Source organism: Frigoribacterium sp. CFBP 8766, from assembly GCF_014841435.1.
Classification (GTDB): domain Bacteria; phylum Actinomycetota; class Actinomycetes; order Actinomycetales; family Microbacteriaceae; genus Frigoribacterium.
This window is the reverse complement of sequence record NZ_JACYTX010000002.1, coordinates 226,447-251,479: the sequence shown is the minus strand read 5'-3', so window position 1 is coordinate 251,479 and position 25,033 is coordinate 226,447. Positions and strand designations below refer to the sequence as shown.

26 protein-coding genes are annotated in these 25,033 nt (G+C 70.3%); 13 read left to right on the top strand and 13 right to left on the bottom strand.

The features are described from left to right. Window positions 1-43: 43 nt before the first annotated feature. On the bottom strand, window positions 44-1,150 hold the full coding sequence (locus IFT90_RS07035; protein WP_197980379.1) for an SPFH domain-containing protein: 1,107 nt from the start codon (window positions 1,148-1,150) through the stop codon (window positions 44-46). 11 nt (window positions 1,151-1,161) lie between these two features. After that, window positions 1,162-1,626 (bottom strand): NfeD family protein, encoded by a 465-nt coding sequence (locus IFT90_RS07030; protein WP_197980631.1) that lies wholly within the window; start codon window positions 1,624-1,626, stop codon window positions 1,162-1,164. A 160-nt stretch (window positions 1,627-1,786) separates the two neighbouring features. Between IFT90_RS07030 and IFT90_RS07025 the strand changes: the two genes are divergently transcribed. The 6 genes from IFT90_RS07025 to IFT90_RS07000 all read left to right on the top strand — a co-directional run bounded on the left by IFT90_RS07025 (window position 1,787) and on the right by IFT90_RS07000 (window position 5,998). Next, entirely contained in the window at window positions 1,787-2,554 is a 768-nt protein-coding gene (locus IFT90_RS07025) for an SDR family oxidoreductase (RefSeq protein WP_192041607.1), read from the top strand. 13 nt (window positions 2,555-2,567) lie between these two features. After that, window positions 2,568-3,023, top strand: coding sequence for an NUDIX hydrolase (locus IFT90_RS07020; RefSeq protein ID WP_371812170.1), 456 nt, complete (start codon window positions 2,568-2,570; stop codon window positions 3,021-3,023). Window positions 3,024-3,174: 151 nt separating this feature from the next. Beyond that, window positions 3,175-3,645, top strand: coding sequence for a hypothetical protein (locus IFT90_RS07015; RefSeq protein ID WP_192041606.1), 471 nt, complete (start codon window positions 3,175-3,177; stop codon window positions 3,643-3,645). Between the two features lie 70 nt (window positions 3,646-3,715). Then, on the top strand, window positions 3,716-4,309 hold the full coding sequence (gene folE / locus IFT90_RS07010; protein ID WP_192041605.1) for a GTP cyclohydrolase I FolE: 594 nt from the start codon (window positions 3,716-3,718) through the stop codon (window positions 4,307-4,309). Continuing rightward, window positions 4,302-5,210, top strand: a complete 909-nt coding sequence (gene folP, locus IFT90_RS07005; protein WP_371812169.1) for a dihydropteroate synthase — start codon at window positions 4,302-4,304, stop codon at window positions 5,208-5,210. Before folE ends, folP begins: the two co-directional genes overlap by 8 nt. Continuing rightward, window positions 5,207-5,998, top strand: a complete 792-nt coding sequence (locus IFT90_RS07000; protein ID WP_371740854.1) for a pyrimidine reductase family protein — start codon at window positions 5,207-5,209, stop codon at window positions 5,996-5,998. The genes folP and IFT90_RS07000 overlap by 4 nt, the downstream gene beginning before the upstream one ends. A gap of 68 nt (window positions 5,999-6,066) precedes the next feature. Here the strand turns inward: IFT90_RS07000 and dhaM are convergent, their stop codons facing one another. The 3 genes from dhaM to dhaK are packed head-to-tail and all read right to left on the bottom strand — an operon-like array spanning window position 6,067 to window position 8,484. Continuing rightward, window positions 6,067-6,765, bottom strand: coding sequence for a dihydroxyacetone kinase phosphoryl donor subunit DhaM (gene dhaM / locus IFT90_RS06995; RefSeq protein WP_192041604.1), 699 nt, complete (start codon window positions 6,763-6,765; stop codon window positions 6,067-6,069). Between the two features lie 2 nt (window positions 6,766-6,767). Next, a complete protein-coding gene (gene dhaL, locus IFT90_RS06990) occupies window positions 6,768-7,439 on the bottom strand; it encodes a dihydroxyacetone kinase subunit DhaL (protein ID WP_192041603.1) in 672 nt (223 codons plus the stop codon). Between the two features lie 43 nt (window positions 7,440-7,482). After that, window positions 7,483-8,484 (bottom strand): dihydroxyacetone kinase subunit DhaK, encoded by a 1,002-nt coding sequence (gene dhaK, locus IFT90_RS06985; RefSeq protein ID WP_192041602.1) that lies wholly within the window; start codon window positions 8,482-8,484, stop codon window positions 7,483-7,485. A gap of 272 nt (window positions 8,485-8,756) precedes the next feature. Here dhaK and IFT90_RS06980 point away from each other — a divergent pair, with 272 nt between their 5' ends. Together IFT90_RS06980 and glpK are read left to right on the top strand one after the other, a co-directional pair. Continuing rightward, on the top strand, window positions 8,757-9,449 hold the full coding sequence (locus tag IFT90_RS06980) for an MIP/aquaporin family protein (RefSeq protein ID WP_244644872.1): 693 nt from the start codon (window positions 8,757-8,759) through the stop codon (window positions 9,447-9,449). A gap of 120 nt (window positions 9,450-9,569) precedes the next feature. Next, entirely contained in the window at window positions 9,570-11,087 is a 1,518-nt protein-coding gene (gene glpK, locus IFT90_RS06975) for a glycerol kinase GlpK (protein ID WP_123545611.1), read from the top strand. Window positions 11,088-11,212: 125 nt separating this feature from the next. On the opposite strand, the gene trpD is transcribed toward glpK, so the two are convergent. Next, complete coding sequence (gene trpD, locus IFT90_RS06970; protein ID WP_192041600.1) at window positions 11,213-12,265, bottom strand: anthranilate phosphoribosyltransferase; 1,053 nt, start codon at window positions 12,263-12,265, stop codon at window positions 11,213-11,215. Window positions 12,266-12,374: 109 nt separating this feature from the next. Here trpD and IFT90_RS06965 point away from each other — a divergent pair, with 109 nt between their 5' ends. From IFT90_RS06965 to IFT90_RS06950, 4 genes are read left to right on the top strand one after another with little or no spacing between them, the layout of a single operon-like run. Further along, window positions 12,375-13,019 carry a heme-copper oxidase subunit III gene (locus IFT90_RS06965; protein ID WP_123545607.1) on the top strand — a complete coding sequence of 215 codons (645 nt, stop codon included), beginning with the start codon at window positions 12,375-12,377 and terminating at the stop codon, window positions 13,017-13,019. 21 nt (window positions 13,020-13,040) lie between these two features. After that, window positions 13,041-13,886, top strand: coding sequence for a c-type cytochrome (locus tag IFT90_RS06960; protein ID WP_192041599.1), 846 nt, complete (start codon window positions 13,041-13,043; stop codon window positions 13,884-13,886). A 38-nt stretch (window positions 13,887-13,924) separates the two neighbouring features. Next, on the top strand, window positions 13,925-14,992 hold the full coding sequence (locus IFT90_RS06955; RefSeq protein WP_192041598.1) for a ubiquinol-cytochrome c reductase iron-sulfur subunit: 1,068 nt from the start codon (window positions 13,925-13,927) through the stop codon (window positions 14,990-14,992). Next, window positions 14,989-16,659 (top strand): cytochrome bc complex cytochrome b subunit, encoded by a 1,671-nt coding sequence (locus IFT90_RS06950; RefSeq protein WP_371812168.1) that lies wholly within the window; start codon window positions 14,989-14,991, stop codon window positions 16,657-16,659. The genes IFT90_RS06955 and IFT90_RS06950 overlap by 4 nt, the downstream gene beginning before the upstream one ends. An 869-nt stretch (window positions 16,660-17,528) precedes the next feature. Here IFT90_RS06950 and IFT90_RS06945 read toward each other — a convergent pair. The 5 genes from IFT90_RS06945 to IFT90_RS06925 all read right to left on the bottom strand — a co-directional run bounded on the left by IFT90_RS06945 (window position 17,529) and on the right by IFT90_RS06925 (window position 22,728). After that, the gene (locus tag IFT90_RS06945; RefSeq protein WP_192041597.1) at window positions 17,529-17,945 is read right to left on the bottom strand and encodes a cytochrome c oxidase subunit 4; all 417 of its coding nucleotides are present in this window, start codon (window positions 17,943-17,945) and stop codon (window positions 17,529-17,531) included. 4 nt (window positions 17,946-17,949) lie between these two features. Beyond that, window positions 17,950-19,692: a cytochrome c oxidase subunit I gene (ctaD, locus tag IFT90_RS06940; protein ID WP_146901127.1), complete on the bottom strand. Its 1,743-nt coding sequence runs from the start codon at window positions 19,690-19,692 to the stop codon at window positions 17,950-17,952. A gap of 13 nt (window positions 19,693-19,705) precedes the next feature. Further along, entirely contained in the window at window positions 19,706-20,542 is an 837-nt protein-coding gene (gene coxB, locus IFT90_RS06935; RefSeq protein ID WP_192042284.1) for a cytochrome c oxidase subunit II, read from the bottom strand. Window positions 20,543-20,800: 258 nt separating this feature from the next. Beyond that, window positions 20,801-21,181: an iron-sulfur cluster insertion protein ErpA gene (gene erpA / locus IFT90_RS06930; protein WP_123545598.1), complete on the bottom strand. Its 381-nt coding sequence runs from the start codon at window positions 21,179-21,181 to the stop codon at window positions 20,801-20,803. Between the two features lie 131 nt (window positions 21,182-21,312). Further along, window positions 21,313-22,728 (bottom strand): dipeptidase, encoded by a 1,416-nt coding sequence (locus tag IFT90_RS06925; RefSeq protein ID WP_192041596.1) that lies wholly within the window; start codon window positions 22,726-22,728, stop codon window positions 21,313-21,315. Between the two features lie 42 nt (window positions 22,729-22,770). On the opposite strand from IFT90_RS06925, the gene IFT90_RS06920 reads away from it, so the two are divergent. Continuing rightward, window positions 22,771-23,346 (top strand): DUF3043 domain-containing protein, encoded by a 576-nt coding sequence (locus IFT90_RS06920; RefSeq protein ID WP_371740851.1) that lies wholly within the window; start codon window positions 22,771-22,773, stop codon window positions 23,344-23,346. An 82-nt stretch (window positions 23,347-23,428) separates the two neighbouring features. Here the strand turns inward: IFT90_RS06920 and IFT90_RS06915 are convergent, their stop codons facing one another. Continuing rightward, window positions 23,429-24,472, bottom strand: a complete 1,044-nt coding sequence (locus IFT90_RS06915; RefSeq protein WP_371740850.1) for a quinone-dependent dihydroorotate dehydrogenase — start codon at window positions 24,470-24,472, stop codon at window positions 23,429-23,431. Beyond that, on the bottom strand, window positions 24,469-24,951 hold the full coding sequence (nrdR, locus tag IFT90_RS06910) for a transcriptional regulator NrdR (RefSeq protein WP_133737445.1): 483 nt from the start codon (window positions 24,949-24,951) through the stop codon (window positions 24,469-24,471). The genes IFT90_RS06915 and nrdR overlap by 4 nt, the downstream gene beginning before the upstream one ends. Window positions 24,952-25,033: the final 82 nt, after the last annotated feature.

Genomic DNA, 25,033 nt, shown 5'->3' with positions numbered 1-25,033 from the left:
GGTGCCGGACCCTCGAACCAGACGGAGGCGCGGGCCGGCTCCACTAGGGAGCGGCCGGGGGAGCGGTGGGCGGCACATCCGTGCTGCCGTCCGAGGAGCCGGTCTGACCGCCGGACTGCGGCAGGTCACCGGCCCCGGGACGCGTGACGGTCGGGAAGCCCAGGTCGGGCTCGCTGCCGAGGTCGACCGTGGTGGCGAGGTCGGGCGTCTGCTCGGTCTCGGACACCTTCGTCGTGCCGCGGTCGACCCAGCCGGGCGCCGACGGGTCCTTCGGGGCGAAGAACCCCGAGCCGATGCCCTTGAGCGCCTCGGTGAGCTCGCTCGGGATGATCCAGAGCTTGTTCGCCGACCCCTCGGCCAGCTTCGGCAACGTCTGGAGGTACTGGTACGCGAGCAGCTTCGGATCGGGGTCGCCGAGGTGGATGGCGTTGAAGACGGTCTCGATGGCCTCGGCCTCGCCCTGTGCACGGAGCACCTGAGCCCGGGCGTCGCCCTCGGCACGGAGGATCGCCGACTGGCGCGAGCCCTCGGCCTCGAGGATCTGCGACTGCTTCGTGCCCTCGGCGGTGAGGATCGCGGCACGACGGTTCCGCTCGGCGCGCATCTGCTGCTCCATCGAGTCCTGGATGGAGAGGGGCGGGTCGATCGCCTTGAGCTCGACGCGTCCGACGCGGATGCCCCACTTGCCGGTGGCCTCGTCGAGGACGATGCGGAGCTGGCCGTTGATGTTGTCGCGGCTCGTCAGGGCCTCTTCGAGGTTCAGCCCGCCGACGACGTTGCGGAGGGTCGTCGTGGTCAGCTGCTCGACCGCCCCGAGGTAGTTGGCGATCTCGTAGGTCGCCGCCCGGGCGTCCGTCACCTGGAAGTAGACGACCGTGTCGATCGAGACCACCAGGTTGTCCTCGGTGATGACCGGCTGCGGCGGGAACGACACGACCTGCTCGCGCATGTCGATCAGCGGCCGGACCCGGTCGATGAACGGGACGAGCAGGTTCAGCCCCGGCATGAGGGTCTTGTGGTACTTGCCGAGCCGCTCGACGACGCCCGCGCTGGCCTGCGGGATGATCCGCACGGCTCGGAACAGCACGACGAGCACGAAGACGACGACGATCGCGACGACGGCGACGGTCACGATGGTGGTGGGGTCCATGGTCAGTCCCTTCAGGCGGGGACGACCAGGGCGGTCGACCCCTCGATGGCGGTGACGACGACCGGCGCGCCGGTGTCGAGGACGATCCCGGCCGACGCCGGGGGAGAGGGGAGGAGGCGCGCGGTCCACGTCTCGCCGTTCGCGAGCTTGACCTGGCCGCCGTCGACGCCGATCGGCACGACGACCGTGCCGCGGATGCCCATAAGGGCCGCGAGGTTGCTGGGCGTCGGGTCGCCGCCCTTGCCGAGCGCCCGCAGCAGGGGAGGCCGGACGGTGAAGAGGAGCAGGACGGCGATCAGCCCGGCGACGATGACCTGCAGCCACCACGGCGCCCCGAAGAGGCCTGCCAGCAGGCCGCCCGCGCTGCCGATCGCCAGCATGAGGAACGTGAGCTCGAGGGTCGTGACCTCGACCACGACGAAGACGAGGAGCAGCCCGATCCAGATCAGCCACGCCCACTGGGTGACGACGTCCACGTCGGCCTCCTTCGTCTCGCGTGCGGTCGACCCACTGCGTGGTCGATGCACCGTGTCGTCGACGCTATCAGGGGCGACCGACAGCCGGACGGGGACCGATAGTCTCGAGGCGGTCCGTCGCGACCCGCCGCACGCCCCCCACGACAGTCTGGAGCCCACCGTGTCCAACCCCCTCGCCGCAGGATCCCTCACCGGCAAGCGCGCCCTCGTCACCGGCTCGTCCCGGGGCATCGGCGCCGACACGGTCGGCTACCTCGCCGAGGCCGGCGCCCGCGTGGTCGTCAACTACCGCAACAAGGAGAAGCGAGCGCTCCAGCTCGTCGGCAAGATCGAGGCCGCGGGCGGCGAGGCGATCGCCGTCGGCGCCGACCTCACCGACGCCGAGAGCCTGGACGCCATGTTCGCGCAGGTGCGCGACGCCTTCGGCGGCCTCGACGTGCTCGTCATGAACGCCTCCGGCGGCATGGAGTCCGGCATGGCCGAGGACTACGCGCTGAAGCTCAACCGCGACGCCCAGGTCGCCCTGCTCACGGCGGCCCTGCCGCTGATGGCGCCCGGCTCGCGCGTCGTGTTCGTCACGAGCCACCAGGCGCACTTCATCCGCACGACCGAGACGATGCCCGAGTACCTGCCCGTCGCCCTCAGCAAGCGCGCGGGGGAGGACGCCCTGCGCGAGATGCTGCCGCAGCTCGAGGCCGCCGGCGTCGAGTTCGTCGTCGTCTCGGGCGACATGATCGAGGGCACGATCACCGCCACGCTGCTCGAGCGCTCGAACCCGGGCGCGATCTCGTCGCGCAAGGAGAGCGCCGGCAAGCTGTACAACGTCGCCGAGTTCGCCGCCGAGGTGGCCTCGGCCGCGGTCGATCCGATCCCCGCCGACCACACGCGCTACGTGGGCGACACGAGCGACTTCGCCCCACTGGTCTGAGACGGGGCACCTCGTGACCGAGCGCGTCGTCCGACCGACCTCCCGCCTCCTCGTCCTCGACGAGGACGACCGCCTGCTGCTGATGCGGACGAAGGCGCCCGACACGAGCGGGTCCTCCCGGTGGATCACGCCCGGCGGGGGAGTCGACCCGGGTGAGGACCACCCGCAGGCCGCGGTGCGGGAGCTGCTCGAGGAGACCGGTCAGGTCGTCGCTGACGTCGGTCCCGTCGTGCGGGTCGACGACTTCGAGGTCCCGTGGGACGACGCCGACCACACGCATGGCCACGCCGAGTTCTTCGTCGTGCGGCTGCCGCACTTCGAGGTCGTCGACTCAGGCTGGACCGACGACGAGCGCGTCGACATCCTCGAGTCGCGCTGGTGGACGCTCAACGAGCTCGACGCGACCGCCGAGCCGGTCGAGCCGGCTGACCTGACGACGTTGCTGCGCGACGTGCTCTCCCGAGGCTGAGGAGCACCCCTCTCGGGCCACGGCGCAGGCGCTGATAATGCACATTATGTCAGCTTGCTTGTCCGGAACTCTCCCCGTCCGGCCCGCCCCGTCGCCGATCCGTACCCCCTCCTCCCTGCCGCCCGACAGCCTCCCGGTGTTCAGTCGCCCCATGCCCGACGACGAGACCCCCGACGACGCCCACCTCCGACCCGACGGCGTCGACGACGCGACCATCGCCGCCCTCGGCAAGCTCTCCGAGGCGCTCGAGGTCGTGGAGCACGCCCGAGGCCTGCTCTACGGCTTCCACCGACTCACCGGCAAGGCCGACCTGGCGCTCGGGGAGGCGGTCGACCTGCTCCGCGAGGCCGGCCACGACGAGCACGCCGACGCCCTCGAGCGCGACCTGGTCGGGCGCAACGTCGTCGAGGGCCGCTGGACGTTCCAGATCGTCGAGGACTACGACGACACGTACTGGTCGGAGTTCCGGCGCAGCGAGAAGACCGTGCGCGACGCCCTCGCGGGCGGCAGACGGCACGTCTTCGAGTCCGAGATGAAGGAGGAGCGGCGCAGCCCCGGTCGACGACACCACGAGGCACGCCCCGCCGAGCAGCACGGCTCCGCCGGCGACGACTCCCGCTGACTCCCCCAGGCCCCCTGGGAACTGCCTCCGGTGCGCAGGGCCCGAGCTGGCCACCTGGCAGGATGGCGAGATGACCCCGCCTCCCGTCGACCGGCCCCGCATCGAGGCGGCCGTCACCGAGATCCTCGCGGCCATCGGCGAGGACGGCACGCGTGAGGGGCTCCTCTCGACGCCCCGACGCGTCGCCGAGGCGTACGCCGAGTTCTTCGCCGGGCTCGAGGTCGACGCCGCCGAGCTCGTCCGCTCTTCGGCCGTCGCCTCCGACCCCGAGAAGCTCGGCGAGCTGGTGGTGGTCCGCGGCATCGCGCTCCGGTCCGTCTGCGAGCACCACCTCCTGCCCTTCGTGGGCCAGGCGCACGTGGCCTACGTGCCGGGCGACCGCATCGTCGGCCTCGGCACCGTGCCCCGCGTGGTCGACGCCCTGGCATCGCGGCCCCAGCTGCAGGAGCGCCTCGGCGAGGAGATCGCCGACGCCTTCGTCGAGGGCCTCTCCCCCGCCGGCGTCCTCGTCGTCCTCGACGCCGTGCACGGCTGCGTCACGACGCGCGGCCCGCGGCAGGTCGGCAGCTCGACGGTCACCGTCGCGAGCCGGGGCGCCCTCGCCGAGCCCACGGCCCGGGCCGAGGCGATCGCGCTCATCACCGCGGGCGGCGACCGTGCCTGAGACCTCGCTCCCGGTCTTCATCGCTCCCCCGCTGCGCCTCCCGGTGCGCACGATCGGTCGCCGCACCTTCGACTTCTCCCGCCAGGTGGCCGTGATGGCCGTCGTCAACCGCACCCCCGACTCCTTCTTCGACCAGGGCCGCACCTTCGCGCTCGACGCGGCCGTGCAGGCAGCCGTCGACGCGGCCGAGGCCGGGGCCGACTGGGTCGACATCGGGGGCGTCCCCTTCGCGCCGGGCCCCGAGCTGTCGGCGGCCGACGAGCTCGACCGGGTGCTGCCCGTCGTCCAGGCCCTCGCCGCCGTGTCCGACGTCGTCATCTCGGTCGACACGTTCCGGCCGGAGGTGGCCGCCGCGGTGATCGAGGCCGGGGCCGGGGTCGTCAACGACACGACCGGGCTGCACGACCCGCGCCTCGCCGACGTCGTGGCCGACAGCGGCGCGACCTTGGTCGTCACGCACAGCCTCGCCGCCCCGCGGCGACCGCACCCGCGACCGCACTACGACGACGTCGTCGTCGAGGTGGCCGACCTGCTCGCGCGCCGCGTCGACGTCGCCCTCGCCCACGGTGTCCGGGAGGACCAGATCATCGTCGACCCCGGCCACGACCTCAACAAGACGACCGTCCACACCCTCGAGCTGACCCGCCGCCTCGGCGAGGTGGCCGGGCTCGGGCACCCCGTGCTCGCGGCCGTCTCGAACAAGGACTTCGTGGGCGAGTCCCTCGACCGCGCCAAGCCCGACCGCCTCGCCGGCTCGTTGGCGGCCGCCGTCGCCAGCGTGTTCCTCGGCGCCCGCATCGTGCGGATGCACGACGCCCGCGCGGCCGTCGACGCCGCCCGCATGGTCGAGGCGATCCTCGGCTGGCGACGACCCGTGCACGCCGTGCACAACGTCTCGTGACCAGCTCAGACGGCTCGCGTCTCGTCCGCGTGGTCCCCGGGAGCAACGAGGAGGCGCCCCTCACCGACGCGGACCTGCTGGCGACGCTCTCCCCCCGCGACCGCAACCGCCCGTGCCTCCGCATCAACTTCGTGACGACCCTCGACGGCGCGTCCACCTCGGACGGCGTCTCCGGCTCGCTCGGCGGGCCGGCCGACGGCCGGGTCTTCGACCTACTGAGGCGCGTCACCGACGTCGTGGTCGTCGGCGCCGGCACCGTGCGCGACGAGGGCTACGGCGCGATGCGGCTGAGCGTCGACGCGGCGACCTGGCGCGAGCAGGCCGGCCTCGCTCCGCAGCCCGTCTTCGCCCTCGTCTCGGGGTCGCTCCGGCTCGACCCCGAGTCGACCGTCTTCACGGAGGCGCCGGTGCGGCCGATCGTCCTGACCACCGACCGGGCCGACCCCGGAGCACGTCGGGCGCTCGAGCGCGTCGCCGACGTCGTGGCCTGCGGCGAGGAGCGGGTCGACCCGCACCTCCTGCGCGACGCCCTGGTCGAGCGCGGACTGCCCCAGATGCACTGCGAGGGCGGCCCTCGTCTCTTCGGCGACCTGGTGCGGGCCGACGCCGTCGACGAGCTGTTCCTCACCCTCGCGCCGATGCTCGAGGGCGGCCACGGCCTGCGCGTCAGCCAGGGTGCCGACGGCGACGACTCGAGCCCGCTGCGGCGCATGCGGCTCGCCCACGTGCTGCAGGACGGCGACGAACTGCTCACCTGGTACGTGCGCGACCGGGCGCAGACCGGCTGACAAGAGGAGGGGAACGGCACCGAGATCGGCCCCGCTCCCCCGCCCGACGTGCGTCGTGCCTCCTCGCGTCAGCCCTGCGGGGCCTCCACGCCTTCGCCGAACCCGCCCTCGATCAGCTCGACGAGGTCGTCGACCGCCTGCTGCGCGTCCGGCCCGGTGGCCATGAGCGACACGGTCGACCCGATCCCGAGCCCCAGGCCCATGATGCGGAGCAGGCTCTTCGCGTCGACGCCGTTCACCGTGACGTCCGCCTGGAACCGGGAGGCGTGGGTCACCAGCTCCGCGGCCGGTCGGGCGTGCAGGCCCGACGCGTTCACGAGCACGGCGGAGCGCTCGACCGCGTCGCCGCCGCGCAGCTCGCGCTCGTCGGCGTGGGGGTCCGCGACGCCCGTGGCGCTGCGGGCCGCCTCGGCGACCTGGGCCAGCGAACCGCCGGTCTCGGCCGCGACCGCCGCGGCCACCGCGCCCTCGACGATCGGCGCGTCCACGATGACCACGCGCTCGCGATCCGCGTCGTCGAGGAAGTCGACCGCCGTCTCCGAGGTGAGCACCGCGGAGCCGAGGTCACAGAGCACGACGACTCCCGCACCGCCGTCGGCGGTGCCGAGCGCGGCGGAGACGGCGTCGAAGCTCGTGCCGATGCCGCCCACGTCGGTGCCGCCCGCGGCGATCAGGGTCGTGGTGGGCGCCATCTGTCGGGCGAGCTCGACCGTGCCCTCGGCGATCTTCGAGCTGTGGGAGACGACGACGATGCCGACGGAGGCCATGGTCACGCCTCCCCGGAGGTCGTGGTCGCGGCTGCCGCGACGTCGTCGGCGGCGTCCGCGGCGGCGGCCAGGATGAGCGCGGACGACTGCGCGCCCGGGTCCCGGTGGCCGACCGCGCGTTCGCCGAGGTAGCTCGCTCGTCCCTTGCGGGCGACCAGCGGCTCGGTCGACTCGGCACCTGCCGCTGCGGCGTCGGCCGCCGCGCGCAGCACGGCGGCGGGCTCGCTGCCCCCGTCGGCGGCCGCCCTGGCCGCGTCCGTCGCGGGGGTCCAGGCGTCGACCATGGTCTTGTCGCCGACCTCGGCCTTGCCGCGGAGCACGGCGCCGTCCCGGGCCGCGGCCACGAAGGCCGCGACGCCGGCGGAGTCGATCTCGGTCGCGTCGCCGAGAGCACCTGCGCCCTTGAGGAAGGCGGTGCCGAGCAGGGGACCGGAGGCGCCCCCCACCGTCGAGATGAGGGTCGTCGCGACCATCTTGAGCAGGGCGCCGGGCGTGGCGTCGTCCGGCTGCGCGGCGAGCTTCGCGCGGACGGCCGAGAAGCCCCGCTCGAGGTTCTCGCCGTGGTCGCCGTCGCCGATCTCGCGGTCGAGCTCGACGAGCGCCGACCGGTTCTCGCTGACGGTGTCGGCAGCGCGCTCGACGAAGCGGCGGGCCCAGGTGGAGTCCAGTGTCATGTCGTCCTTCTCTCGGGTGTCTGGTCTGGTGGCGGCGGGAGGGTCAGCGGCCGCGCCGCAGGGCCGCGGTCTCGACGGGTGCGTCCCACAGCTCGGTCAGCTCGTCGTCCAGCCTGGTCACGGTGATCGACATGCCCTGCATCTCGAGCGACGTGACGTAGTTGCCGACGAGGGTCCGCGTGACCTCCACGCCCTTCTCGGCCAGCACCTCCGCGGCACGCCGGAACGCGACGTACAGCTCGACGAGCGGCGTCCCGCCCATCCCGTTGACGAACAGCAGGACGCGGTCGTTGGAGGCGGTGCCCAGGTCGTCGAGGACCGCGTCCAGGAGGCGGTCCACGATCCGGTCCACCGGCTCGAGCGGCACGCGCTCGCGACCGGGCTCGCCGTGGATGCCGATGCCGATCTCGACCTCGTCGTCCGCCAGCGTGAAGCTCGGCTCGCCGGCGTGCGGGACGACTCCAGCGGTCAGGGCGACGCCCATCGTCCTGGTCGCCGAGTTCGTCCGCCGGGCCACCTCGGCCACCTGCTCGAGCGAGTCGCCGCGCTCGGCCGCGGCGCCCGCGGTCTTCTCGACCACGACCGTGCCCGCGACGCCGCGTCGCCCGGCCGTGTAGAGGGAGTCCTTGACGGCGACGTCGTCGTCGACGAGCACGGACGCCACGGTGATGCCCTCCGCCTCGGCGAGATCGGCCGCGGTCTCGAAGTTGAGGACGTCGCCCGTGTAGTTCTTCACGATGTAGAGGACGCCCGCTCCCCCGTCGACGGCCTGGGTGGCGGCGACGATCGGGTCGGGCGTGGGCGAGGTGAAGACGGGGCCCGGGACGGCCGCGCTGAGCATGCCGTGGCCGACGAAGCCGGCGTGCAGGGGCTCGTGGCCGCTGCCGCCGCCGCTGACGATCGCCACCTTGCCGGCGACGGGCGCGGAGGCGCGGCGCACGAACGTGGGGTCGTGCGAGACGACCAGCAGGTCGGGGTGCGCGGCGCCGATGCCGGCCACCGCCTCCTCGACGACGTCCTTCGGATCGTTGATGAGCTTCTTCATCGAAGTCCCTCCCTGGAACGGGCGCGGTGCACGGGCGGCACCGTCGCGCCTCGAAGCTACTCCCGGCAGGGCCGGTGCAGGCAGGGCGCGCGACGCCTCCCGTGCACATATGTGCATCCGTGGTGATTCGGGTGGCGGACGGGGCCGCACGCGGGTCTATGGTGATGCCACACGCTCACCGCGGAGGTGCACAGTGGCACCCCGCCCGACGACTAAGGAAGGTCGACGTGGACCTGGGAACGATTTTTCTCTCTGAGCTGGTGGGCACCGCCATGCTCCTCACCCTCGGTGGCGGCGTGGTCGCCAACGTGGCCCTCACGAAGTCGAAGGGCTTCAACGGCGGCACCCTGATGGTGAACTTCGGCTGGGGCCTCGCGGTCTTCGCCGGCATCTCGGTGTCGTACTCCTCCGGCGCCCACCTCAACCCCGCCGTCAGCATCGCGCAGCTGATCCTCGGCAACATCGACTTCCCGCAGTTCCTCGTCTACGTCGCGGCGCAGATGATCGGTGCGATCCTCGGTGCCGTCATCGTCTGGCTGGCCTACAAGAACCACTTCGACGAGGAGCCCGACCCGGCCTCCAAGCTCGGCGTCTTCTCGACCGGCCCGGCCATCCGCAACTACGGCTGGAACCTGGTCACCGAGATCATCGGCACCTTCGTCCTGGTCTTCGTCATCATCGCGTTCACCAACGGCAGCGCGGCCCCGGCGAACCTGGGCGCCCTCGGCGGCCTCGCTGTCGGCCTCCTCGTCGTCGGCATCGGCGCCTCGCTCGGAGGCCCGACCGGCTACGCGATCAACCCGGCCCGTGACCTCGGCCCGCGCATCGCGCACGCCCTCCTGCCCATCAAGGGCAAGGGCTCGAGCGACTGGTCCTACGCCTGGGTGCCCGTGGTGGGCCCCCTGGTCGGCGGCGCGCTCGCGGCGCTGCTGTCGTACCCGCTCCTCCCCCTCATCAACGGCTAGCAGACCGGCCACACCCGTTCCACGACTGCACCGCGGGGACACCCGGGACACGCTCCGGCCACGGCCGGGGCGTGACCTCCCTGCCCGGTGCACACCATCAACGACGAAGGAGAACCACCCGTGAGCGACGACTACATCCTGGCGATCGACCAGGGCACCACCAGCACCCGCGCCATCATCTTCGACCACTCCGGATCGATCGTCTCGACCGGCCAGAAGGAGCACGAGCAGATCTTCCCGCGCGCCGGCTGGGTCGAGCACGACCCCGCCGAGATCTGGGAGAACACCCGCGAGGTCATCGGCCAGGCCCTGTCCCGCGCCGACATCACGCGCCACAACATCAAGGCCGTCGGCATCACCAACCAGCGCGAGACCGCCGTCGTCTGGGACAAGACCACCGGCAAGGCCGTCTACAACGCCATCGTCTGGCAGGACACCCGCACCCAGTCGATCGTCGACCGCCTCGCGGCCGACGGCGGCGTCGAGCGCTTCAAGCCCGTCGTGGGCCTGCCGCTCGCCACCTACTTCTCGGGCACGAAGGTCGTCTGGATCCTCGAGAACGTCGAGGGCGCCCGCGAGAAGGCCGAGGCCGGCGACCTGCTCTTCGGCACGACCGACACCTGGGTCCTCTGGAACCTCACCGGCGGCACCGACGGCGGCGTGCACGTCACCGACGTCACCAACGCCTCGCGCACCCTCTTCATGGACCTCGAGACGCTCGAGTGGCGCGACGACATCCTCGAGGCCTTCGACGTGCCGCGCTCGATGCTCCCCGAGATCAAGAGCTCGTCCGAGGTCTACGGCACGGTCGAGGCCTCCAGCCTCCTCCGCGAGGTCCCGATCGCCGGCATCCTGGGCGACCAGCAAGCAGCGACCTTCGGCCAGGCCGCGTTCGACCAGGGCGAGTCGAAGAACACCTACGGCACCGGCAACTTCCTGATCTTCAACACGGGCGAGGAGATCGTCCACTCGAAGAACGGCCTCCTCACGACGCTGGGCTACAAGCTCGGCGACGCGGCGCCGCACTACGCGCTCGAGGGCTCGATCGCCGTCACCGGCTCGCTGATCCAGTGGCTGCGCGACAACCTCGGCATCATCGGCTCCGCGCCCGAGGTCGAGGAGCTCGCCAAGAGCGTCGAGGACAACGGAGGCGTCTACTTCGTGCCCGCGTTCTCCGGCCTGTTCGCGCCCTACTGGCGCTCGGACGCCCGTGGCGCCCTGGTCGGCCTCACGCGCTACGTCAACAAGGGCCACATCGCCCGTGCCGCCCTCGAGGCGACGGCGTTCCAGACCCGCGAGGTGCTCGACGCGGTCAACGCCGACTCGGGCGTCGACCTGACCGAGCTCAAGGTCGACGGCGGCATGACCGGCAACGACGCGCTGATGCAGTTCCAGGCCGACATCCTGAACGTGCCCGTGGTGCGTCCGGTCGTCGCCGAGACCACCGCGCTGGGCGCCGCCTACGCGGCAGGCCTCGCGGTCGGCTTCTGGGAGACGCTCGACGACCTGCGCTCGAACTGGCAGGAGGACAAGCGCTGGACGCCGAACATCGAGGCCGACGAGCGCGACCGCACCCTCCGCCTCTGGAAGAAGGCCGTCACGAAGACCTTCGACTGGGTCGACGAAGACGTCAACTGACGCCAGCCTCCCCTGAGGTGACAAGAAGAGGGCCCGTTCCGTCAGGAACGGGCCCTCCGTCGTGTGCCGGAGGACCGCCTCCTCGTCTCGGCGCCGGGCGGGACGCAGGAGGCGGTCGGCACGCCTCAGCGCCGAGTGGCGGCCACCCAGTCGGCCAGCTTGCGGGAGGCGGCGCCCGAGTCGATCGCCTCGGCGGCGACCAGGAGCTGCTCGCGGAACCGGGCGAGGATCGGCCGGTCGCGCTGGGCCTGGTCCTGGGCGAGGCGGTACGAGACGAGCCCGGCGGCGGCGTTGAGCAGGACGATGTCGCGGACGGGGCCGGTCTCCCCGTCGAGGACACGACGAGCCACGCCGGCGTTGTGCTCGGCGTCGCCGCCCACCAGGTCGGCGATGGCCGCGCGCGGGATGCCCAGCTCGAGGGGGTCGAGGTCGTGCTCGGTCACCGAGCCGGCCGACACCTCCCAGATGTGGCTGTGACCCGTCGTCGTGAGCTCGTCGAGCCCGTCGTCGCCCCGGAACACCAGCGCCGTCGCCCCGCGCGTCTGGAAGACGCCGACGATGAGGGCCACCTTCTCGGGCGACGCGACGCCGACGGCGCTCGCCTCCGGCCGCGCCGGGTTGACGAGCGGGCCGAGGAAGTTGAACACCGTGGGCACGCCGATCTCGCGCCGGACGGCCGCGGCGTGGCCGAAGCCCGGGTGGAACGCGGCCGCGAAGGCGAAGGTGAGCCCCACCTCGCCGAGCACCTCGGCGACGCGGTCGGCGCCGAGCCCCAGGTCGATGCCGAGGGCCGCCAGCACGTCCGACGACCCCGACGACGAGCTCGCGGCGCGGTTGCCGTGCTTGATGACGGGGACGCCGGTCGACGCGACGACGACGGACGCCATCGTCGACACGTTCACGGTGCCGAAGCGGTCGCCTCCCGTGCCCACGATGTCGACGGCCATGGAGTCGACGGGCAGCGGCACCGCGTGGGCCAGCACGGCGTCGCGGAAGCCGACGATCTCGTCGACGGTCTCGCCCTTGGCACGGAGGGCCACGAGGAACGCGCCGAGCTGGGCCGGGGTCGCCTCCCCCACCATGACGCGCTCCATCGCCCAGGTCGCCTCGCTGATCGAGAGGTCGCGCCCGGAGAGCAGCTGGTCGATGAGGAAGGGCCAGGTCAGGTCGTGGATCATGCCGCCAAGGCTATCGGCGCACAGGGTGGCCCATCACATAGCTCGTCGTCAACGCAAAATCCACCACCCGGGGTTTCCTGCGCAAACCCTGGGCCGGTTACCAGGCATAATGGTCCTCGTGACAAGTACCTCTCTCTCGAGACCTTCTGCAGGACCGGTCGTGAACCGGCCGAGCACGGTTGCCGTGGGCACCATCGTGTGGCTCGGCAGCGAGGTCATGTTCTTCGCCGGCCTCTTCGCGATCTACTTCACGCTGCGCAGCACCTCACCGGGGCTGTGGGCTGCCGAGACCGCCAAGCTCGACGTGCCGTTCGCCCTGACGAACACGATCATGCTCGTGCTCTCGTCGGTCACCTGCCAGTTCGGCGTCTTCGCCGCCGAGCGCATGCAGGCACGACGCACCGGCAAGCTGTTCCAGGTCGGCTCGTGGGGCATGGTCGAATGGTTCTTCCTCACCTACTCCATGGGCGCCGCGTTCATCTGCCTCCAGGTGTTCGAGTACGCGCACCTCATCTCCGAGCACGTCACGCTCAGCTCGAGCGCCTACGGCTCGGCCTTCTACATGACGACCGGCTTCCACGGGGCCCACGTCATCGGCGGGCTCATCGCGTTCCTGCTCACGATCGGCCGCGCCTTCGCCGTCAAGAACTTCGGTCACAAGGAGGCGACGACCGCCATCGTCGTCTCGTACTACTGGCACTTCGTCGACGTGGTGTGGATCGGCCTCTTCATGGTCGTCTACGTCCTCAAATAGGCATTGGATCCCTCGCACAGCATGTTCCTCAAAAGCTCAGCAGCCACGTCCTCTCCCGAGGGCCGCACGCCCAAGCGCCGCCCGGCCAAGACCGGTCGCCGCAGCCCCCTGGCCACGGCCTCGCTCCTCCTGGTCGGCCTGCTGACCACGGGCGGCGCGTACGCCCTCTTCTCGTCCACGGCCACCGCCGACGAGAGCACCACCTCCGCAACCTCGCAGCAGAGCATCGACGAGGGCCAGAAGCTCTTCGCCTCCAACTGCGCCACCTGCCACGGCCTGGCCGCCGACGGGACGGGCGAGGGCCCGAGCCTCATCGGCGTCGGCGCCGCCTCGGTCGACTTCCAGGTCGGCACGGGCCGCATGCCCATGGCGGCCAACGGCCCCCAGGCAGAAGAGAAGCCCACGCAGTTCACGGACGACCAGGTCTACGACCTCGCCGCCTACGTCGCGTCGCTGGCCCCCGGTCCCGCGATCCCCGACGAGGAGTACCTGCAGGCCGACGGCGACACCACCAACGGCGCCGAGCTGTTCCGCATCAACTGCGCCATGTGCCACAACGTCGCTGGCGCAGGAGGCGCCCTCACCGAGGGCAAGTACGCCCCCGCACTCGACGGCGTCAGCGGCGCGCACATCTACGAGGCCATGCTCACCGGCCCGCAGAACATGCCCGTCTTCAACGACCTCAACCTGTCCCCCCAGGACAAGGCCGACGTCATCACCTACCTCAAGTACCTGGAGAACAACCCGTCGCCCGGCGGGTTCGAGCTCGGGAGCCTCGGCCCCGTCGCCGAGGGCCTCTTCATCTGGATCTTCGGCCTCGGCGCGATCGTCGCCGTGACCATCTGGCTCACCGCCCGGTCCAACTGACCCGCGACTCTCCCGCACTCCACGAAAGGCAAGAAACCATGGCACAGCACGACGACGAGGCCCCCACCGCGGGCTCGGCTGTCGAGAAGCATGAGCCTCGACAGGTGTCGGCCGGAACGGCCGTCGTCACGACGGACGTCTTCGAGAACCCGGGTGAGCCGCCGCACCGCGACCGCGTCACGGACATCGACCCCAAGGCCGAGAAGAAGGCCGAGCGCCAGGTCAGCATCTGGTTCTTCCTGTCGATCGTCGGCAGCATCGGTGCCATCGGCGCCTACGTGGCGTTCCCGATCACGTCCGGCGACTCCGGCTCGGTGCGGCTGAACAACCTCTTCCTCGGCCTCGGCATAGCGCTCGGCCTGCTCTCCGTCGGCATCGGTGCGGTGCACTGGTCGAAGACGCTCATGCCCGCTCGCGAGATCACCGAGATGCGCCACAGCACCCGCGGCACCGACGAGACCCGTGAGAAGGCCGTCGAGGTCTTCGCCCTGGGCAACCAGGAGTCGGGCTTCGGCCGCCGTGCGCTGATCCGCAACAGCCTCATCGGCGCACTCGTCGCCACTCCCCTGCCGGCCGTCGTGATCTTCCGCGACCTGGCCCCGGCAGAGGACCCCAACGAGGTGCTCCGTCACACCCTCTGGGAAGACGGCATGCACCTCACCCGCGACCCTGACGGCTCGCGCATCAGAGCGTCCGACGTGACCCTGGGCTCGGTGTTCCACGTGATCCCCGAGAACCTGAACGAGTCGGAGCACCTCCTCGAGGAGAAGGCGAAGGCAGCCGTGCTGCTCATGCGCCTGAAGCCCGAGGACCTCAACATCCCTGAAGGCCGCGAGGGATGGCAGTACGACGGCATCGTCGCGTACTCCAAGATCTGCACGCACGTCGGGTGCCCCGTGGCGCTCTACGAGCAGCAGACACACCACCTGCTCTGCCCCTGCCACCAGTCGACCTTCGACGTGACGAACAACTGCGAAGTGATCTTCGGACCGGCCAAGCGGCCTCTCCCGCAGCTGCCCATCGCCGTGGACTCCGACGGGTACCTCGTCGCGCAGAGCGACTTCCACGAACCTGTGGGCCCTAGCTTCTGGGAGCGCGAAAAGTGATCACCACCACACCGGCACCGAGCACCGACACGACTCCGTCGTCTGAGGGCTCGACCACCACCACAACGGCACCGGCCTTCGCGCCGACCAAGACGAACAAGATCTTCGGTGCCGCGGCGAACTACGTCGACGAGCGCACGAGCATGTCGGGCCTCGTCCGCGAGGTGGGTCGCAAGATCTTCCCCGACCACTGGTCGTTCATGCTCGGCGAGGTCGCGCTGTACTCGTTCGTCGTGATCCTGCTCTCGGGCACGTTCCTGACGTTCTTCTTCCAGCCGTCCATGGCCGAGGTCAACTACAACGGCTCGTACGTGCCGCTCAAGGGCCTCAACATGTCGGCCGCCATGGCGTCGACGCTCGACATCTCGTTCGACATCCGCGGCGGCCTGCTGTTCCGCCAGATCCACCACTGGGCTGCCCTGCTCTTCGTGGCGTCGATCATGCTGCACATGCTGCGCGTCTACTTCACGGGTGCGTTCCGCAAGCCCCGCGAGATCAACTGGGTCGTCGGCTTCACCCTCTGGGTGCTCGCCATGGCCGAGGGATTCACGGGCTACTCGCTCCCCGACGACCTGCTCTCGGGCAACGGTGCGCGGATCATCGACGGCATGGTCAAGGGCATCCCCGTGATCGGCGTCTGGATCTCGTACCTCCTCTTCGGCGGCGAGTTCCCCGGCACGGACATGGTGGGTCGCTTCTACTCGCTGCACATCATGCTGCTGCCGGCGCTCCTGATCGCCCTCCTCGGCGTCCACCTGCTGCTGCTGATCATCAACAAGCACACGCAGTGGGCTGGCCCCGGCAAGACCAACGAGAACGTCGTCGGCGTCCCCGTCATGCCGGTCTTCGCCGCCAAGGCCGGCGGGTTCTTCTTCATCGTCTTCGGCGTCCTGGTGCTGATCGCGTCGCTCTTCACGATCAACCCGATCTGGAACTACGGTCCCTACGACCCGTCGCCGGTGTCGGCGGGAACGCAGCCCGACTGGTACATCGGCTTCGCCGACGGTGCTCTGCGACTCGTCCCGCCGGGCTGGGAGTTCCTCTTCTTCGGCTACACGGTCTCGATGAACATCCTGGCGCCGATCGCCGTCCTGGTGATCTTCATCCTCGCGGTGCTGCTGTACCCGTTCCTCGAGGCATGGGTGACCGGCGACAAGCGCGAGCACCACATCCTCGACCGTCCGCGCAACGCCCCGACCCGCACGGCGATCGGTGCCGCCGGCATCGTCGTCTACGCAGCGCTGTGGGCAGCGGCGAGCTCGGACATCATGGCCACGCACTTCAGGCTCTCGCTGAACTTCGTGATCCACTCGGTCCAGGCCGTGCTGATCATCGGGCCGTTCCTCGCCTTCTGGATCACCAAGCGCGTCTGCCTGGCTCTCCAGAAGAAGGACCGCGAGATCGCGCTGCACGGCTACGAGTCGGGTCGCATCGTCCGCCTCCCCGGTGGCGAGTACGTCGAGGTCCACGAGCAGCTCGACGAGTACGAGCGCTGGCGTCTGCTGAACTTCAACGAGTACGAGCCGCTCATGATCCGTCCGAACGCGAACGGGCAGATCACTCCCCTGCAGCGCGTCAGGGCGTCGGTGTCGACCTTCTTCTTCGAGGACCGCATCGCGCCGGTCAAGCGTTCGGAGATCGAGGCCTCGCACCACGACGAGCACTGACCCACCTGCACCACCCGGAGGGCCCGACCGCACCAGCGGTCGGGCCCTCCGTCGTTCGCTACCCAACCCTCTCCCCCACGCCTACGGACTCACGCATTCGCCCGCGGTCCCACCCAGCGCCGCAGGACGCCGCTCCGCCTTCGGGCGGGCCATCGTGCCCCACGGCGGCTTCCCGTAGCCCTCACCGGGCTCCCGTGCCTCGCGGCGCGTTCACGTGCCACTCGGCGGGCCCACCTAGCCCCCAGCAGGTCAGCGCGGACCCGCCGGCGGCGACAGCGATCCTCCGTCCCCGCACGAGGTAGTGCGACAGGGTCGCGCGTTCCAGGAGGCACGGCCAGGGCTCCCCAGGCGTGTGCGAGCGCCTCGACGGCCTCCCAGCACCTGTGCGGCGGGTTGCCATAGCTCCCGACGGGCCAGGGCCGACCCACTGCAGGTGACGACGAGAACCGGGCCGATGCGCCACCGCGGAGCACGAGGCTACGCGCTCTCTGATGCGCCTGGCGGCCTCGATGCCGCACCCCGCTGACCTCGGCGGGTTCCCGTGACCATCGTCGGGTGGCCGCAGGCCGTGGCGGTCCGCGCGGACCTGCCAGCGGCTACAGCTACCCGCCGACTCCGCACGATGAGCCGAGCGAGCCAGTGGGGCCCACTGCGCTCACCGACGCACGTTGAATCCGGTGATCAGGGGGAATGGGACAAGTCGGCAACGGGCCCCGGCGCATCTCGTCCCCTTCGCGTCAGAGAGCTCGAGTGTGCCCGTCCGCACGGAACGGCAGCCACGTCGGCCGCGCAGACACAGCCAGCCGCAGGCACCAACGACGGATGCCGCCCACCCTCAAGGGTGGGCGGCATCCGCGTGGACGATGACGTCAGTGGGCGAAGTTGCCCCGGTAGTACTCGTAGACCCAGCCGACGAGGGCGACGGCCACGAGGGCGCCACCGATGTAGATGATCCACATGCCGACAGCGAGGGCGAGGAAGATCAGGCCGCACGAGAAGGCGAGCAGGATGGGCCACCACGACCAGGGGCTGAAGTGCCCGAGCTCGGGGTCGCCGTCGTCGATGTTCGCGTCGGGACGGTCCTCGGCGAGCTCGCCGCCCTGGGCCGCGTGCGAGCGCCCCATGTAGAAGGCCAGGAACACGCCCAGGGCGCCAGCGAGGCCGATGCCCATGGTGCCGGCCCACTCCACCTTGCCCGTGTCGATGAGGCTCCAGATGACGTACACGGCGTCCATGAGGAAGAAGAAGATCGCGAGGATCCAGAACAGGGTCGCGTTGGTTCTCATCGGACTACTTCACCTCGTTGCTGGATGCGTCGTACGTGGGGGCCTCGGGTGCGTCCTTGACCGGACCGATGCCGACGGGGATGCCCGCCTCGGGGTGGTTGAGGTCGAACGCCGGCGACTCCGAGCGGATGCGCGGGATGGACGTGAAGTTGTGGCGGGGCGGCGGGCACGACGTGGCCCACTCGAGCGAGCGGGAGTAGCCCCAGGGGTCGTTGACCTCGACCTTGGGCGCCCGACGCGCGGTGATGTAGACGTTGTAGAGGAACGGCAGGATCGAGACGCCGAGGAGCATGGCGCCGATCGTCGACAGCTGGTTCATCCACGTGAAGTGGTCCTCGGCCTGGTATGTGGCGTAGCGGCGGGGCATGCCCATGACGCCGAGCCAGTGCTGGATGAGGAACGTCGTGTGGAAGCCGATGAAGAGCATCCAGAAGTGGATCTTGCCGAGACGCTCGTTGAGCATCTTGCCCGTCCACTTCGGCCACCAGAAGTAGAAGCCGGAGAACATCGCGAAGACGACCGTGCCGAACACCACGTAGTGGAAGTGCGCCACGACGAAGTACGTGTCGGAGACGTGGAAGTCGAGCGGGGGCGACGCCAGGATGACGCCGGTGAGCCCACCGAAGGTGAACGTCACCAGGAAACCGATCGCCCAGAGCATCGGGGTCTCGAACGTGACCGAGCCGCGCCACATCGTGCCGATCCAGTTGAAGATCTTCACGCCGGTGGGGACCGCGATGAGCATCGTCATCAGCGAGAAGAACGGCAGGAGGACGGAGCCGGTGACGTACATGTGGTGCGCCCACACGGTGACGGACAGGGCCGCGATCGAGATCGTCGCGTACACCAGCGTCTTGTAGCCGAAGATCGGCTTCCGGCTGAACACCGGGAAGACCTCGGAGACGATGCCGAAGAACGGCAGCGCGATGATGTAGACCTCAGGGTGACCGAAGAACCAGAAGAGGTGCTGCCACAGGATGGCGCCTCCGTTGGCGGGGTTGAAGACCTGCGCGTCGAACACCCGGTCGAACCCGAGCCCGAACAGGGCGGCGGCGAGGACGGGGAACGCCATGATCACGAGGATCGAGGTGATCAGCGTGTTCCAGGTGAAGATCGGCATGCGCCACATCGTCATGCCGGGGGCACGCATCGTCACGATGGTGGTGATGAAGTTGACCGAGCCGAGGATGGTGCTGAAGCCGGTCATGCCGAGCCCGAAGACCCACAAGTTGCCGCCGAGCCCTGGTGAGAACGTCGTGTCCGACAGCGGCGCGTAGGCGAACCAGCCGAAGGAGGCGGCGCCCTGGGGGGTGAGGAAGCCGGCGACCGCGATGAGCGAGCCGAAGAGGTAGAGCCAGAAGGCGAAGCCGTTCAGCCGCGGGAAGGCGACGTCGGGCGCACCGATCTGCAGCGGCATGAGCGCGTTGGCGAAGCCCGAGAACAGCGGCGTCGCGAACATGAGCAGCATGATCGTGCCGTGCATGGTGAAGAGCTGGTTGTACTGCTCTTTCGTCTGCACGATCTCGAGCCCGGGGGCGAAGAGCTGCGCGCGGATCAGCAGCGCCATGACGCCGCCGAGGCAGAAGAAGAGGAACGACGCGATCAGGTACATGTACCCGATGGTCTTGTGGTCGGTCGACGTCAACCACGTGACGACGACGTTGCCCTTGCGGCCGACCTTCGACGCTCCGAAGTTCTGCCCTGAGGAGGTTCCGCCCGTGGTGGGGCGGGTGGCGGTGGCTGTCATCGAACCCGTGCCTTTACTTCTCGTCCGAACCGGCGGCGACGGGCGCCTCGTTGTTCGGCTGGTTGGTGTTGGTGTTGTACTGGTCGCCGAGGAGGCCGGTGTTGCCCTCGTCGGCGAGCGTGCTGAGGTAGTCCTCGTACTCGCCCTCGGAGACGACCTTGACGTTGAACAGCATCAGGGAGTGGTACTCGCCGCAGAGCTCGGCGCACTTGCCCGTGAACGTGCCCTCTTTCTCGGGCGTGAAGTACATGAAGTTGGTCTTGCCGGGGATCGTGTCCTTCTTGTAGAGGAAGTCGACGATCCAGAACGAGTGGGCGACGTCGCGCGACTTGAGGTCGATCTGCACGGTCTTGCCCACGGGGAGGTACAGGACCGGGAGCTGGTCCTGGTCGACCTCGCCGTCGGGCAGCTCCTGGGCCTGGATGCCCTGGTAGTAGACGCTGTCGTCTTCCTGCTGCTGGTCGATGTAGTTGAAGTCCCAGGCCCAGCGCTTGGCGTAGACGTCGATCTTCACGTCGGGGTTCGCGGTCGGCTCCTCGATGGCCGCCTGGTCACGCGCGGTGAAGGCGAAGAAGCCCAGCACGAGGATGAGCGGCACGACCGTGTAGAAGATCTCGATCGGCATGTTGTAGCGGAGCTGCACGGGGAGGCCGGTCTGGCCCTTGCGACGCCGGTAGGCGATGCAGGTCCAGATGATGAGGCCCCAGACGATGAGGCCGACGATCAGCAGGACGATCCACGACGTGACCCACAGGCCGATGATGCTGTCGACGTGGTTGGTGGTGCCCGCGGTGGTGGGGAGCCAGCCCTGGAGCTGCTCGGGCGTACATCCCGCGAGGACGAGGGCCATGACGGCGGCCACGGGGATGGCGGCCCAACGAAGACGGCGGTTAGAACGCACTGTTACCTCTCGGATGACACGACAGCTTGGGGTCTTCCCAGTCTAGGACGGGACTTCCCTAGCCTACTCGCAGGTTGACCGGGCCTCTGCACGCGGCCCCGCCGAGTCGTTCGAGCACGAGCCACCTGGACGTGCGAGAGGGACCGCCTCTCGGCGGTCCCTCTCGTGTGGTGACCGGTCAGGAGCGCCTAGGAGGCGCCTCCTGCGTCAGTGGAAGCTGTCGCCGCAGGCGCAGCTGCCCTGGGCGTTCGGGTTGTCGATGGTGAAGCCCTGCTTCTGGATCGTGTCCTCGAAGTCGATGGCCGCGCCGTCGAGATAGGGAACGCTCATCTTGTCGACGACGACCTCGACGCCGTCGAAGTCGACCGTGGCGTCGTTCTCGAGGAGGCGCTCGTCGAAGTAGAGCTGGTAGATGAGGCCGGAGCAGCCACCGGGCTGGACGGCCACGCGGAGGCGGAGGTCGTCACGCCCCTCCTGCGTCAGGAGGCTCTTCACCTTGTCGGCGGCGGTCGCGGTGATCGTGACGCCGTGGGCGGTCGTCGTGTCGCCGGCGGCCGTCTCGACGGCGGGGGTCGCGGTGTCGGTCATGGAGCCTCCTCGGGTCGGTGCGCAGGGGCACTCGTCGTTGACCAGTGTAAGCAGCCCGTGCCGGGATTTGTTCCCGGCGACCAGGGCCGACGAGGCCGACGGTGCACAGGCGCCGTCGACCCCGTCGTGCCTCAGCTCCGTGCGTCGAGGCGGGCGATCAGCACGGCTTCGCTGAGCACGGCACGGTGCAGCACGCCGAGGTGCTGCGACTCGTTCGGGCTGTGCGCGCGCGTGTCGGGGTCCTCCACGCCCGTGACGAGGATCTGGGCCTCGGGGAACGTCTGGACGAGGTCCGCGATGAACGGGATCGAGCCGCCGATGCCGATCTGCAGGGGCGCCTCCCCCCAGGCCTCGGTCATGGCCGCCGTGGCCTCGGCGAGGGCCCAGCCACTGGTGTCGACGAGGAACGGGTCGCCCTGGTCGACGTCGTCGATGTCGACGTGCGCGCCGAAGGGGGCGTGCTCGCGGAGGTGCGCCTCGATGGCCGCGTAGGCCTCGGAGGCGGCCTGCCCGGGAGCGATGCGCGCGCTGATCCGGACGGACACCTCGGGCGACAGCGTGTTCGACGCGTTCGCGACGGTCGGCGCGTCGATGCCCGTCACCGTGATCGACGGCTGCGACCAGACGCGGCTGAGCAGCGGACCGGTGCCGATCGGCGTCACGCCCTCGAGCAGCCCGGCCTCCTCGCGCAGCTGCTGCTCGCTCTGTTCGGGGTGCTCGGCCTCACGGCTGTGCAGCCCGGCGACGGCGACGCTGCCCGCGTCGTCGTGCAGCGTGGCGAGCAGCTTCACCATCGCGAGCATCGCGTCCGGGACCGCGCCGCCGACCATCCCCGAGTGGGACGCGTGCGCCAGGGTGCGGACGGTCAGCCGGAACGTCACGTTGCCGCGGAGCCCCACCGTGATGGCGGGGACGGTCGTGCTCCAGTTGCCCGAGTCGGCGACGACGATGACGTCGGCCGCGAGGTCGTCACGGTGCTGGCGGAGGAAGTCGGCGAACGAGCGGGAGCCGAACTCCTCCTCCCCCTCGATGAACACCGCGACGCCGACGCCCAGGTCGTCGCCCAGCACCTCGCGGACGGCCCGCAGCGCCGCCACGTGGGTCATCACGCCGGCCTTGTCGTCGGAGGCGCCCCGCCCGTAGAGGCGATCGCCCTTGACGGTGGGCTCGAACGGAGGCGAGTCCCAGTCGGCGTCGTCGCCCTGAGGCTGCACGTCGTGGTGGGCGTAGAGGAGGACCGTCGGCTTGCCGTCGCGCGCGGGGCGCCGGGCGAGCACGGCCGGCTGGCCGAGGGCGCCCGTGTCGCCGATCGGCGCACGGCTCACCTGCACGGTCTCGAAGAGGCCCGTGCCCCGCACGAGCTCGGCGACGGCCTCGGCGCTGGCAGCCACGTGCGCGGGGTCGAAGGCGTCCCACGAGACGGACGGTATGCGGACCAGGCCGCCGAGGTCGGCGACTGCCGCGGGGAAGCCGCCCTGCACCGCCTCCGCGAGTTCGCTGACAGTACGAGGATCGGTCGGGGTCACAGGGTGCTGCGAGTCGGTCATGCAGGTAATCTTAGGAACTCGTTCAACCCCCGAGGACTCTCCGTGGCCAAGGCACCTGACAAGACCATCACGACGACCGTCGACGAGACCGAGTCGCCGACGAGCGGCAAGGGACGGCCGACGCCGACCCGCCGCGAACGCGAGGCGGCCAACCAGCGCCCGCTCGTGGCCACCGGCAAGGAGGCGCAGAAGGCCCAGCGCGCCCGTCTCGCCGAGCAGCGCGAGCGCCAGCGCGTCGGGCTCGCGAACGGCGAGGAGAAGTTCCTCCCCGAGCGCGACAAGGGCGTGCAGCGCAAGTTCATCCGCGACTACGTCGACGCTCGCTACAGCGTCGGCGAGGCGATGATCCCGGTCATGGTGCTCGTCATCGTCATGAGCATCGTCCAGAACGTCGCGGTCCAGACGACGACGCTGTTCGTCCTGTGGGGCTTCTTCATCCTCGCCGTCGCCGACTGCCTGCTCGCCGGCCAGCGCGTCTCGTCGCAGCTGCGCGCGAAGTTCGGCGACGACGGCCTCCAGAAGGGCAACCGCTGGTACACCGCGATGCGCGCCATGCAGATGAAGCCGATGCGGCTGCCGAAGCCGCAGGTCAAGCGCCGCGAGTTCCCCACGCTGTAGCCAGGACCCACGAAGGAGCCCCCGACCACATGGTCGGGGGCTCCTTCGTGTCGGGCGCGCCTCTCGGGGCTGCCGCGACCGGTCACGCCGCTCGGCGGAGGGCGCGCAGCCCCCGGTTGACCTTCCGGGCCCAGAGCGGCCCCTCGTAGAGGAAGGCCGTGTAGCCCTGCACGAGCGTCGCCCCGGCATCGAGGCGCGACTGCACGTCGGCCGCGCTCGTCACGCCCCCGACGGACACGACGCACGTCTCGTCGGGCAGGACCGAGCGCAGCACCCGGAGCACGTCGAGCGACCGGGCTGCGAGCGGGGCGCCGGAGAGACCCCCGGCCCCCGCGGCCTCCACGACGGTGGGCGAGGTCCGAAGCCCCGAACGGGACAGGGTCGTGTTCGTCGCGATGACTCCCCCGAGGCCGATCTCGGTGACGAGCTCGGCGATCTTGCGGATGCCGTCGTCGTCGAGGTCGGGGGCGATCTTGACGAGCACCGGGGTGTCGCCTGCGGCCGCGTCGACGGCGCGAAGCAGCGGCGAGAGCTTGTCGAGCTCCTGCAGGCCGCGGAGGCCGGGAGTGTTGGGCGAGCTGACGTTGACGGCCAGGTAGTCGGCGAGCGGGGCGAGCAGGCGGGTGCTCACGAGGTAGTCGTCGACCGCGTCGTCGACCTCGACCACACGGCTCTTGCCGATGTTGACCCCGATCACCGGCCGGACGGAGGCCCGCCGTGCGTGGGTGAGCTCGCCGGCTGCCTGCGCCGCGCCTCCGTTGTTGAAGCCCATGCGATTGACGACCGCCAGGTCGGGCACCAGACGGAACAGCCTCGGTCGCTCGTTGCCCGGCTGGGCCCTGGCCGTGACGGTGCCGACCTCGACGTGGCCGAAGCCCAGCGCACCGAGGCCCGCGATGCCGGTCGCGTCCTTGTCGAAGCCTGCCGCCACGCCGAACGGCGAGTCGAAACGGAGGCCCAGCGCCTCGACGGCGAGAGACGGGTGCGGGGCGGTGAGTCGGCGCACCAGCGGCGCCAGGCCGACCCGCGGGACGGCACGGATGACCCGGGACGCGAGGTGGTGCGCGTCTTCGGGGTCCATCTTCGAGAGCACCAGGTCGAACACGACCCGGTAGGCGGTCCTCACTCGTCGACCGATCGAGGCGTGCGCACGCGGTCACGGTGCTCGTCGCGGAGCTGCGTGATCGACGACTCGAAGTCCTCGAGGGAGTCGAAGGCCTGGTAGACGCTCGCGAAGCGCAGGTAGGCGACCTCGTCGAGCTCGCGCAGGGGCGGCAGGATCGCGAGGCCGATGTCGTTCGCCTCGATCTGCGACGTGCCCGACGCACGCACCGCCTCCTCGACCTTCTGCGCCAGGACGGCCAGGTCGCCGTCGGTGACGGGACGGCCCTGGCAGGCCTTGCGGACGCCGGAGATGATCTTCTCCCGGCTGAAGGGCTCGAGCACGCCGTTGCGCTTGACGACGTTCAGGCTGGCCGTCTCGGTCGTGCTGAAGCGACGACCGCAGTTCGGGCACTGGCGCCGCCGACGGATCGAGGTGCCGTCGTCGCTCGTGCGGGAGTCGACGACGCGGGAATCGGGGTGGCGGCAGAAAGGACAGAACATGGTGCCCTCAGCGTACTGGGGCCCCGCACCCCGCCCCCTCGACGCCACGGGCGGGACACGCTCGGCCACGCCCTGCACGGAG